12 protein-coding genes are annotated in these 11,256 nt (G+C 38.4%); 9 read left to right on the top strand and 3 right to left on the bottom strand.

The features are described from left to right. Together ACFFUE_RS05275 and ACFFUE_RS05270 are read left to right on the top strand one after the other, a co-directional pair. The coding region (locus ACFFUE_RS05275; protein ID WP_376833272.1) for a transposase at positions 1 to 247 on the top strand (247 nt) is incomplete at its 5' end. Continuing rightward, positions 248 to 721 carry an IS30 family transposase gene (locus ACFFUE_RS05270; RefSeq protein ID WP_376833270.1) on the top strand — a complete coding sequence of 158 codons (474 nt, stop codon included), beginning with the start codon at positions 248 to 250 and terminating at the stop codon, positions 719 to 721. A 160-nt stretch (positions 722 to 881) separates the two neighbouring features. On the opposite strand, the gene ACFFUE_RS05265 is transcribed toward ACFFUE_RS05270, so the two are convergent. Then, positions 882 to 1,124: a hypothetical protein gene (locus ACFFUE_RS05265; RefSeq protein WP_376833268.1), complete on the bottom strand. Its 243-nt coding sequence runs from the start codon at positions 1,122 to 1,124 to the stop codon at positions 882 to 884. A gap of 263 nt (positions 1,125 to 1,387) precedes the next feature. On the opposite strand from ACFFUE_RS05265, the gene ACFFUE_RS05260 reads away from it, so the two are divergent. The 7 genes from ACFFUE_RS05260 (at position 1,388) to hemE (ending at position 7,835) form a co-directional block, all read left to right on the top strand. Further along, positions 1,388 to 1,645, top strand: a complete 258-nt coding sequence (locus ACFFUE_RS05260) for a FeoA family protein (RefSeq protein ID WP_376833266.1) — start codon at positions 1,388 to 1,390, stop codon at positions 1,643 to 1,645. A 19-nt stretch (positions 1,646 to 1,664) separates the two neighbouring features. Then, positions 1,665 to 3,674, top strand: a complete 2,010-nt coding sequence (gene feoB, locus ACFFUE_RS05255) for a ferrous iron transport protein B (RefSeq protein WP_376833264.1) — start codon at positions 1,665 to 1,667, stop codon at positions 3,672 to 3,674. Between the two features lie 21 nt (positions 3,675 to 3,695). Further along, positions 3,696 to 3,842, top strand: coding sequence for a hypothetical protein (locus ACFFUE_RS05250; RefSeq protein ID WP_327983618.1), 147 nt, complete (start codon positions 3,696 to 3,698; stop codon positions 3,840 to 3,842). Between the two features lie 75 nt (positions 3,843 to 3,917). After that, complete coding sequence (gene hemA, locus ACFFUE_RS05245) at positions 3,918 to 5,192, top strand: glutamyl-tRNA reductase (protein ID WP_376833260.1); 1,275 nt, start codon at positions 3,918 to 3,920, stop codon at positions 5,190 to 5,192. Then, entirely contained in the window at positions 5,179 to 6,087 is a 909-nt protein-coding gene (hemC, locus tag ACFFUE_RS05240) for a hydroxymethylbilane synthase (RefSeq protein ID WP_376833258.1), read from the top strand. The genes hemA and hemC overlap by 14 nt, the downstream gene beginning before the upstream one ends. Positions 6,088 to 6,119: 32 nt before the next feature. Further along, positions 6,120 to 6,806, top strand: coding sequence for a uroporphyrinogen-III synthase (locus tag ACFFUE_RS05235; RefSeq protein WP_376833256.1), 687 nt, complete (start codon positions 6,120 to 6,122; stop codon positions 6,804 to 6,806). 3 nt (positions 6,807 to 6,809) lie between these two features. Next, positions 6,810 to 7,835, top strand: coding sequence for a uroporphyrinogen decarboxylase (hemE, locus tag ACFFUE_RS05230; protein WP_376833254.1), 1,026 nt, complete (start codon positions 6,810 to 6,812; stop codon positions 7,833 to 7,835). 502 nt (positions 7,836 to 8,337) lie between these two features. Here hemE and ACFFUE_RS05225 read toward each other — a convergent pair. Both ACFFUE_RS05225 and ACFFUE_RS05220 read right to left on the bottom strand, forming a co-directional pair. Further along, entirely contained in the window at positions 8,338 to 9,615 is a 1,278-nt protein-coding gene (locus ACFFUE_RS05225) for a DUF6080 domain-containing protein (protein ID WP_376833252.1), read from the bottom strand. 64 nt (positions 9,616 to 9,679) lie between these two features. After that, a complete protein-coding gene (locus ACFFUE_RS05220) occupies positions 9,680 to 11,221 on the bottom strand; it encodes a protein adenylyltransferase SelO (protein ID WP_376833250.1) in 1,542 nt (513 codons plus the stop codon). Positions 11,222 to 11,256 lie beyond the last annotated feature (35 nt).

Genomic DNA, 11,256 nt, shown 5'->3' with positions numbered 1-11,256 from the left:
CAAAGACTTCGATATTCCTCCCAATATTGCACTGATAAATATTCCACCATACAGTCCAGAATTGAATCCCGGTGAACAAGTTTGGCAATACATAAAAAAACGCTTTAAAAACAAGACTTTTGAAAATATGGAGCTTCTCAAAGAATGGCTCTATGAAACCTTAAACGTTATGGACAATCAAAAAGTAAAATCCATCACCTCTAATCATCATTATCTTAAAATATTTACGAGTATTTTTATGATTTAAGTGGTATTAAGCAATGAAGAATTTGGTCATTTTGAAGTAGATTTAATCATCGGGGCAGAACATAAAGAAGCGATTTTTACCATCGTAAAAAGAAAGACAAAATTTTTAATAATGAGGAAGTTAAGTAGTAAAAATGCCAAAAATTTAGCCCAAGCAATGGTAGAGGCTTTGCTTCCTTATAAAGATTTTGTAAGAACCATTACAAGCAATAATGGATTAGAGTTTTATGAACATCAGTGTATTAGTGAAAAATTAGAGTGTGATTTTTATTTTGCCCATCCTTATTGTTCTTGGGAGCGAGGCTTGAATGAAAATACCAATGGACTTATTCGGCAATACATTCCGAAAGGTACTTATTTTGAAAAAGTTAGTAAAGAAACGATAAAAGAAATTCAACATAAAATTAACCGTAGACCAAGATTAACATTAGATTTTGAGGAGCCTAAAAGTTTATTCTATAAATTTGTAATCTAAAAATTGCACTTGGGGGCTGAATCAGCCCTTGTTCGAGATTATTAATTTTTTATCAGAATTTTCAAAGGAAGATTTATATTTAAAATTTTCTATTTTTAGTTCTTTGTTTTCAGAATCTAATAATAGATAATTTTTTAAAATCTTATCAAAATCTTCAATATTAGTTTTTTTTTATTCTATTAAGTAATGCTTTGCACTCTCTTATAAAGTCAAAAACTCTATGAACATTTATTTTCTCTGAATCTTTTTGATTTGAATTATATTCATCAAGAAAGTGTTTATAATCTTCTGATTTTGAAATTATATCCTCTAAATAACTTGTAAATCCCATTTGCTTTAAATTACGACCAACGGAAAAAGCCTTACGAAGCACGAACTGCTTTATCCAATTTTCAAAAGGCAACCAAATCTGAGTTAAAACCTTTTTCGGTGCCTAAATTACAAAAAAATGGGAGCAAAAACTTTTTTTATAAAATTTTCAATGAATTTTCTAAAATATCTTTCAATCCTCAATCCCGCATTTAGAGGTGTTGCCAAATCATAATCAATAAGAGGGCGTAAGGAGTCGCACTTATTTTTTTATCAAACCTTGCTATTTATCAGTACTTATTTTTATTTAGATTTATTTTAAATAATGTATCTTTGCAGTTTACAAAAAATATTGCTTTGAAAAAAAATAACACCGATAAATTGTCTGGCTTTCCGCTCAATCAATTGGGAGAAATTGTAGCCTACGATGATGAGCAACTGGCAATGCCTCAGAAGATTATAGAAATGGGGTTATTGCCCAATACTTCTTTCAAAATTCTTTACAAAGCACCATTTGGAGGGCCTTTGTATATAGAGTTTGGGGCAGAAAAAAGACATATCGCCCTTAGGGTAGAAGAAGCTAATTACATTGAAGTGAAAGCTGTTACAGTTTAATTGTTCTTGGGAAATATTTATGCAAAATCATACACATTATAAACAAATTCTTCTGGTAGGTAACCCCAATGTAGGGAAATCTACCGCATTCAACGCATTATGCAATACCACGCAAAAGACTGGAAACTATGCGGGGGTAACGGTCGCTAGCCATTCGGGGAATTATACCTTCCAAAATGAGCAGGTAGAGGTGATAGATTTGCCAGGTTCGTACAGCATTTATCCCACTTCTGAAGATGAAAATGTTTTCATTAAATATTTGAAAGACAACCGAGAACGCTATGCTGGCGTGGTTTATATTTTAGATGCACTTAGTGTGAGGCGAGGGCTATTGCTTCTGAATCAGATTCAAGATTTGGGTATTCCTACTTTGCTGGTGATTAATCAGATGGATGAAGCTGAAAAACGAGGAGTTCACATAGATACAGCAGCATTACAGCAGCATTTGGGCGTAGATGTTATTACCATTAGTGCCAAAGAAAAGCAGGGAATAGATGCCTTAAAGCAAGCTATTTTTGAAAATCAATTTAAAACCTCTGAAACCCCTTTTTTTGAAATTCCATCGGAGCAGAAATCTTTGCTAGCAGAGTCAAATTACGAAGCGTGGGCATCACTTTTATTGGGTGAAACTAAAGCCCAAGGTATTGTTCCTAAAAGGTTTCAAACCCAAGAAACCATCAGACGCTATCAGAGTATTGATGCTTTGGTAACGAAGGTGGTGGTGCAAAAAGCTCAATTCAAGCAACTTTTAACGGAGCAATTGGACAAGATATTGGTGCATCCTGTATGGGGATATATTGTTTTTGGCGTTTTGATGCTCTTGATGTTCAATTGTATTTTTTTCTTGGCAGAATATCCTATGGTGTGGATAGAAACGGCTTTCTTGGGAGATGGTGAAGATTTTGCGGGCTTAGCAGGTTGGGTAGGAGAGCGGCTTCCTGAAGGTCCTCTCAATAGTCTAATGGTAGATGGTATCATCTCTGGGATAGCTGGTATTGTGGTATTTGCACCACAGATTTTCATTCTTTTTTATTTCTTATACATTTTGGAAGACTCTGGCTATATGGCAAGAGTGGTTTTTCTAATGGATAGATTTCTAAGACCTTTTGGGCTTAGTGGCAAGAGTGTAGTGCCTTTGGTTTCTGGGGCAGCCTGTGCGGTGCCTGCGGTAATGGGAGCGCGTAATATAGAAAATGCCAAAGAACGATTGCTTACCGTTTTGGTAACGCCGTTTATGACTTGCTCTGCAAGATTGCCTATTTATAGCATTCTCATTGCTCTGATTATTCCTAATGGGTATATTTTGGGAATTAATTATAAAGCATTAGCACTTTTAGGAATGTATCTTTTGGGGTTAATCGTAGCTTTGATGTCTTCTTTTGTTTTGAAAAATCTGATGAAAACCAAAGAGAAGTCTTACCTAGTGATGGATTTGCCTACTTACAAAATGCCATTATGGAAAAACGATGTTATGCTTACTCTGGATAAAGTATGGGACTTTGTTTCCAATGCAGGGAAAATCATTTTTGCCGTGAGTATTATTCTGTGGGCATTGTCTTACTTTGGACCAAAACAAGAAGCAGAGCAGTGGGTGGCAACAGATGTGGAGATGAAAGACTCTTATCTATCCATTGTAGGAGAGGCGATAGAGCCAGCAGTAGCACCCCTGGGCTATGATTGGAAAATGGGGGTAGGCATCATTACGAGTTTTGCAGCGAGAGAGGTTTTTGTGGGGACAATGGCGATTCTCTATGGCTTAGATGAAGAATTAGACCCAGAATCCGAAGAAGGCGAACGACAAATTTTGAGTAAAATGAGAGCTGATACCAAACCAAATGGAGAGAAGGTATTTAGTCTTGCTACGGGCGTTTCACTTTTGGTGTTTTACGCTTTTGCGATGCAGTGTATTGCCACCATTGCTACGGTGTATCGGGAAACCAGAAGTTGGCAGTGGACGCTAGGGCAACTGGTGGGGATGTCTGGATTGGCATATATTTTGGCATTTTTAGTAAATCAAATTCTGAAATAACCCTCTTTAAAGCAGATTAATATGGATTTTCTATTACAATACATTATCGTAGCCGTATTGGTATCGGTTGCTTGCTATTCTATTTTTAAAACACTGAAAAAGAACTTTTCTCCAAAGAAATTCAGCAGCAAGCGTACCCATTGCGATAAAGACTGCGGATGCTCTTAGAAGGATTCACTTGGGCTAAGCCATCTCATTTAGGTTTTAAAGTTTCCAATAAAAAGCTTAAATTTGCAGTTGCTTATGCCACAAAATTCCAACATACACCAGACTTCCAATTTTGCCGTGTTGAGTGTCAGCTATGAGAAAGCCGATGCAGAGACGCGTGGGAAGTTCAGCTTTTTTGAGGAACACATTAAGGACTTTGTCAGTCGTGTTCAATCCGAAAACTTAGGAGATGCTTTTGTGGTGTCCACTTGCAATCGTACGGAGATTTACACCACTACGCCCAATTATCTTCTCATTGCAGAAGAATTTTGTAAAACCGTGGGTGTTAATCTGATGGACTTTATGCAATACGCTAATATCCTGAAACAAGAAGAAGCACTCAACCACCTCTTTCGTGTATCTGCAGGATTGGAAAGCCAGATTATCGGTGATTTTGAAATCATTGGGCAGATAAAAAATGCCTACAATCGTTTCAAAAGAGAAAGAAAAAATGCCAATCCTTATTTGGAGAGAGCCATTAACTCTGCCATTCAGGTTTCCAAAAAAATAAAAACAGAAACCGCTATTTCCAATGGAGCCACTTCGGTAGCTTACGCTGCGGTTCATTATATTTTAAGCTCACAAAAACAGCTTTCGGATAAAAATATCCTTCTTTTAGGTGTAGGCGAAATAGGACAAAATACGGTAGAAAACTTGGTAAAACATCTTTATAACCCTAAGGTGAAAATTGCCAACAGAACTGCCGAGATAGCTGAAAAAATTGCAGAGAAATACAATATTCCATCTGTTCCGTTTGAGGATTTCCAAGAAGAACTAAAACACACAGATATCCTCATTGTGGCAACGGGAGCTCCAAAGCCCATCATCACGGCAGAGCATTTTACCGATGGCAAAGAACGCCTTGTGATAGACCTCTCCATTCCTAATAATGTGGATAAATCCGTAGGAGAAATTCCTAATATAGAGTTGGTAGATGTAGATGCTCTTTCGCAGCGTATCAATAGCACAATGGAGCAAAGAAAAAAAGAAATTCCCAAGGCAGAAGAAATCATTAAAGAAATGTCAAAAGATTTTGCAGATTGGGAAAAGAAAAGAAAATTTGCCCCTAATATCCATCATTTCAAAGCGGTACTGAAAAATATGGAACGCAACGAAATGCACAATATCTACAGAAAACACCGCTACATCAAAGTAGATGATATGGAGCTTTCGGATAAGATGATACAAAAAATTACCAATCGTTTTGCGAAATACATCATTGATAATCCTCTGAGAGCTGAGGAAGTGAGCAGACTGATGCACGAGATTTTAGTAGAACAACCCAATAAAGAGTTCAATGAAAAGCATTAAAATCGGAACCCGAAATTCCCCTCTTGCCCTTTGGCAAGCCGAAGAAGTAGCACAGCAATTACAGCAATTGGGACACGCTACAGAGATTATTCCTATTGTCTCTTCGGGGGACAAGCAGCTGAATCTTCCACTTTATGCTATGGGGATTACGGGCGTTTTCACAAGAGATTTGGATATTGCATTGCTCAATAAAGAGATTGATATTGCAGTCCATTCTCTTAAAGATGTGCCTACCCAAATGCCGCAAGGCATTGAGCTTATTGCTTACCTCGAAAGAGATTTTCCTAAAGATGTCTTGGTAAGAAGCCAATCTGCTAAGCATAAGGATTTGAAAGATTTAAAAATCGCTACCAGCAGCCTTAGGCGAAGAGCTTTTTGGCTAAAAGAATTTCCAAATGCGGAGTTTACCGACATCCGTGGTAATGTGCAGACCCGCCTTAGCAAATTAGAAAACGGCTTGGCAGATGCCACTATGTTTTCGCAGGCAGGCTTGGAACGCCTTAACCTCAATATCGAATTTGAAGAACTTCCAATGATGCTCTCTGCCCCATCTCAAGGCGTAGTGGTGGTAGCTGGATTGTCTGAAAATAAAGACATTAATGCCGCGGTGAAAGCCATCAACCATACCGCTACCCAGCAATGCGTAGAGATAGAACGGGATTTCTTGCAAACCTTAGAAGGCGGTTGTACGGCTCCTATTGGAGCTTTTGCAGAGATAATGGATGGCAGTATTCACTTTGTAGGGAGATTGTGCTCCTTAGATGGGAAAGAATGTATAGAAGTAGAGGAGACCATTGCTCTTCCTACCTCCGAATCTATTGGAAAAACGATAGCTGAAAAAGTTTTACAACAAGGAGGAAAGGCTCTGATGGCTTCCATCAAAGAACAATTGTAATACGCTTTCCCAAAAGCATAAAAAACAGTCCAATGAAAATTCTATTCACAAAAAAAAATATCGATAAAAAACTCATTTCTCAGCATTTTGGTGAGCAGATGAGCTATGACGCTTTGGATGTGATTAGAATACACCATTTGGAAATGTCGCCTTTTGATTTAAAAAACAAATCGCTGATTTTTACCAGCATCAATGGTGTAGAATCTTTTTTCAAAAATGGATTTAAACCCAATGAAAATTTTACGGAGGTTAATTACAATAAAATCTATTGCGTAGGACAAAAAACCAAACACGCCCTTAGGAAACACGGTTTTGGAACTTTCAAAGTGAAAAAACACGCCAAAGACTTGGCAGACTTCATTATCCAAAATTCTCAGGGTGAGAAGTTTTTGCATTTCTGTGGCAATCTCGCTTTGGATATATTAGACAAAACCCTGCCTTTGCAGAATATCAATTATAAGAAAGTGGTGGTCTATGAAACTGAGCTTACTTATCCCTCTCTCAATGCAGATAATTTTGATGCTTTGGTATTCTTTAGCCCAAGCGGCGTCAAGAGTTTTTCCAAATACAATTCTTTGGAAGGGAAGGTTTTATTTTCTATAGGACAAACCACTGAAAGCGAACTGAAAAAACATACTAAAAATAAAATATACACCAGCACAGAAAGCAATATGGATGATTTGCTAAGCCTTATCGTTCGTGTACTTTCTAAAAATTAAATTATGATTAAAAACGATTTATATTTACGAGCCTTAAAAGGAGAAACGGTGGAACGCCCACCCGTTTGGATGATGAGACAAGCGGGAAGATACCTCCCAGAGTTTATCGCCCTAAGAGACCAATACGATTTTTTCACACGATGCCAAACTCCTGAGCTGGCATCAGAAATCACGGTGCAACCCATTAGACGCTTTCCGCTAGATGCTGCCATCTTATTCTCGGATATTTTGGTGGTACCGCAGGCAATGGGGATTGATTTTAAAATGAAAGAATCCGTAGGGCCTTGGCTAGACCATCCCATCCGTACAGCGGAGCAAGTGGAAGCCATAGAGGTACCAGATGTTAACGATACTTTGGGCTATGTTTTTGATGCCATTGAAATGACTTTGGAAAAAGTAAATAATGACATTCCATTAATTGGTTTTGCAGGCTCCCCTTGGACTATTCTCTGCTATTGCGTAGAAGGGAAGGGTAGTAAAGCTTTTGATATTGCTAAATCGTTCTGTTTTACCCAGCCACAAGCCGCTCATCTTTTGCTCCAAAAGATTACAGATACCACCATTGCCTATCTGAAAAGAAAGGTGGAAAAAGGGGTATCTGCCGTTCAGGTGTTTGACTCTTGGGGCGGAATGCTCTCGCCAGAAGATTACAGAGCGTTCTCTTGGCAATACATCAATCAGATTGTGGAAGCCCTTAGCGAAGTAGCTCCTGTGGTGGTTTTTGGCAAAGGTTGTTGGTTTGCATTAGAAGAAATGGCACAGTCTAAAGCTGCTGCGTTGGGGGTAGATTGGACCATTACCCCAGAAATGGCAAGACAACTGACCCATAATAGCATTACCCTGCAAGGTAACTTTGACCCCGCTCGCTTACATTCTTCGCCAGAAACCATCAAAAAAATGGTAACGGAGATGATTAACCGCTTTGGGAAGGATAGATATATTGCCAATTTAGGGCACGGTATCTTACCTAATATCCCTGTGGAAAACGCCGAAGCCTTTGTACGAGCCGTGGTAGAATGGAAAGCGTAGAGATTTGATTTAAAACATTATATAAGAATCCCTTTCTCAGACCGAAGAAAGGGATTTTATTTGATATTATTATAACTGAAAATCAAAAGAAAGAGGGGGGAATCTTTACACAAAAATAAATTTTAGAGATTTTATCTTATCAAAGTTGATGGTCTATCCCTACTATTGCATTTTATTTCAAACAATTTGCGGGGCTTTACATTCGCTTGCATTTTATGACAAACATCATTGTTTGGGCTTTCCTGCAGTTGCATTTTGTTTCAAACAATTTGCGGGGCTTTACATTCGCTTGCATTTTATGACAAACATCATTGTTTGGGCTTTCTTGCAGTTGCATTTTGTTTCAAACATAATGCGTGAAACAAAATGCAATTGAAATTACTTTGAAATAACTTGATTTGTGATGATTTTACAATGTTTTTAAAGTTTAATATGCTGACTGTTTAATTTCGCGTTGTACATTAGCATTGATTCCGCTCAGGCTGACATCTCAAAGCTGGCTTTAAACACGATAATACCGCTCCAAAAACTCAAAAAACTCTTGCATTCTAATGCCATTATTAAAGCCTAAGTAAAGCGTTAGTAGCAATAAAATCCCTGAGAGGATGGATAGAGCAGTGCGGTGCTTTCGGTAGGCAAATACCAGCCACCCTATCAGTAAAGGATAGACATACACAAAATGCCCTCCGTAAATATAGGAAGTGTGTAAGCCGAATTTTAAAACACAATGGATGAGAATATCAAAAAAGAAAGAGAGTAAAAGAATCTTCACCAAAGGATTTTTAAAATTTTTAATCCCAGACCAAACGACTAATCCCAATACCATCGCTACAAAAACATAAGGTACCCAAGAGGAATATACATCCATAAATAACGCTTTGTATTCAAAGCCTTTCGGGCTTTTGTAATCCCTCGTGATGAAATTGGAAAACAAAATGTTACCCCCAAAAAACCAAGATGCAATCATATCCCAAAGTGGCGTTACTTTTGGCTGAGAAAACTTCTCGTATTGTTCTCCCGTTTTGGTGATGATTTTAGTATAGTCAAAATTTAATCTGTTGAGGAATAATAATACAAAAATGCCTACTGCCATAACGCTCCTTCCCAAAGCATTGAATAAGTTTTTAAAGCTTTTGAAAAGATTCTTTTCAAACAAAATAGGAATGAAAACCTTAGCCGCATTGGTGATGGTAAGTCCACCGATGGAAACCGTTGCCAAAGTAAGTGCTGTGGCAGGGATAGGCTGTTCTTTCTTTATTTTTATCGCTGCATAATGATTGAACAACATCAACAGAAACAAAGTATAGGTATAAGTCTCTGGCGTGAAAGACAATAGTATATTGGTAGAAAACAATGAAAAGAAGAGAATAATACCATAGCTCCAGCTCAAAGGCAAGGCAATGATGTTTCGGAGGTATTTGAATACCTGCACCATACTCATACTGATGACACTTGCACTCAATGCCGATAAAGCCCACCGAAATGAAGCATCCATTTTCCCTCCAGAATACCATAGTGCCAACGTCCTAATACCATCAAAAAAGTAATTGGACAAAGGGTGTCTTTCAAATCCGCCTCCTGTAAGGACAATGGCTCTATTATCAAAGCTGAAATAAGCATCCCAAGGGATTCTATTATCAAAAACAATGTGATAGTCCAATGCGATAATGTGGGCTAAGCTTCCGTATCCTAAAAGGAAAAATAAAAACAAAAACCACTCGTGTCCCGTAGATGGGAAAATGGTTTTCAGGGTATCTATTGCTTTCTGTTTAAACTTCAAAATCTTACTTTTTTAGAGTGCAAAAATAGTTTAAAATTAAGAGACTGAATAAAAATAGTCAATTCTAAGAGCTGCAAGAAAGAGAAGTGCAACCCCATTGCTCACCGTACTCAGATGGTCTTTTAACGCACAACTCTGGATAACGCATTTCATAAGGATGTTGTAGTGCGGAAAACAATTGGTTAAAAAGTTCCATTCTTCCATTTTCTACCTCCTGAATACATTGATAAAGCAAATAATTCCTTAGAATAAACTTAGGATTATGGCGGTTCATTTTATCCAGAGATGCCTCTTTGGAAATGGTATTTTGAGCCATTCTCTGGGTATAAGCGTTTAGCCAACGGTTGAGTAGCGTGGTATCCTCTTCGGTTATATTTTTGTAAGATACCGTTTTAAAGCTGTTGTTATCAGAGTGTTGCATCCAAGATGCCAACTGTGAGAAGAATAGCGTATAATCCATTTTCAGCTCTTGCATCAGATGTTGCCACTCTGTGAATAGTTCTACATCGCCATCTTTTAGAGCATCAAAGCCCATTTTATTGGCTAGCATTTCATCGTGCCACTTCCAAAACACATCACTGAATTGGTTGAGAACCTCTTGCAGAGCTTCACTATCGCCTATCAATGGGAATAGAGCATTGGCGAGTTGCCAAAGATTCCATTGGGCAATTTTTCCCTGTTCCCCGAAGGCATATCGCCGTCCGGGTAAGTCTGTGGTATTGGGAGTAAAGCTTAGGTCATATTCATCTAGCATAGAGAAGGGGCCGTAGTCTATGGTTTGTCCTAAGATGCTCATATTATCGGTATTCATTACCCCGTGGGTAAAGCCTACACGATACCATTCTACCATCAATTTTGCGGTGCGATGGGCGATATTCTGAAACCAATCCATATATTTTTGTTTTCCTTCAGAAGTTATTTCAGGGAAGTATTGGTCTATGGTAAAATCTGCCAACTGCTTCAGTAAATCATATTCTTTTTGAGCTGATATCAATTCAAAATGTCCAAATCTCAAAAAACTACTGGCGGTACGCATCATCACGGCACCAGACTCTGGCTGAGGATTTCCAGAATACTGAATATCCCGAAGTACGCTTTCTCCTGTAAAACTAAGGCTTAATGCTCTGGTGGTCGGGATATTCAGATGGTGCATAGCTTCGCTCATCAGGTATTCTCTGATGGTGGAACGCAATACGGCTCTTCCATCTGCTGTTCTAGAATAGGGCGTAGCACCTGCCCCTTTCCATTGCAATTCTGTAGTCATTCCCTCGGCATTAGAGATTTCTCCGGCAAAGATGGCGCGCCCATCTCCCAGCTGCCCTGCCCACTGTCCAAACTGATGTCCCGCATAAGCCGTAGCATAGGAGGTGATATGCTGGGGCAAGGCTGTGGCATTGAGGAAATCTTTATCTTCCGAAGTTTCTATTGTTCCTAATCCAATTTCTTTGGATAGCATTTCATTGAAGTGAATCAACCTCGCTTTTGGGAAACCAGCGATATCTACTAAAGCGGATAAAACCTTCGGCGTTATCCTTTGATAGGTGTTTTTACTGCTGTCGGTAGGGAAGAGGTGAAGGTATTTTTGGGTGATGTTATTAAGGTGCATTGTTTTAGTGTCATTAAATAGGTTCAATGAAAAAA

Source organism: Bergeyella porcorum (assembly GCF_042427575.1).
In the GTDB taxonomy this organism is placed as follows: domain Bacteria; phylum Bacteroidota; class Bacteroidia; order Flavobacteriales; family Weeksellaceae; genus Bergeyella; species Bergeyella porcorum.
The sequence above is the reverse complement of the archived record's forward strand: the minus strand, read 5'-3'. Positions and strand labels throughout refer to the sequence as shown.

What these genes read in the sequence shown, in the direction of transcription:
- feoB (WP_376833264.1), top strand. Translation starts at nt 1,665, where the DNA reads ATGCAAAATCATACACATTATAAACAAATTCTTCTGGTAGGTAACCCC.
- hemC (WP_376833258.1), top strand. Translation starts at nt 5,179, where the DNA reads ATGAAAAGCATTAAAATCGGAACCCGAAATTCCCCTCTTGCCCTTTGG.
- hemE (WP_376833254.1), top strand. Translation starts at nt 6,810, where the DNA reads ATGATTAAAAACGATTTATATTTACGAGCCTTAAAAGGAGAAACGGTG.
- ACFFUE_RS05235 (WP_376833256.1), top strand. Translation starts at nt 6,120, where the DNA reads ATGAAAATTCTATTCACAAAAAAAAATATCGATAAAAAACTCATTTCT.
- hemA (WP_376833260.1), top strand. Translation starts at nt 3,918, where the DNA reads ATGCCACAAAATTCCAACATACACCAGACTTCCAATTTTGCCGTGTTG.
- ACFFUE_RS05220 (WP_376833250.1), bottom strand. Translation starts at nt 11,221, where the DNA reads ATGCACCTTAATAACATCACCCAAAAATACCTTCACCTCTTCCCTACC.
- ACFFUE_RS05250 (WP_327983618.1), top strand. Translation starts at nt 3,696, where the DNA reads ATGGATTTTCTATTACAATACATTATCGTAGCCGTATTGGTATCGGTT.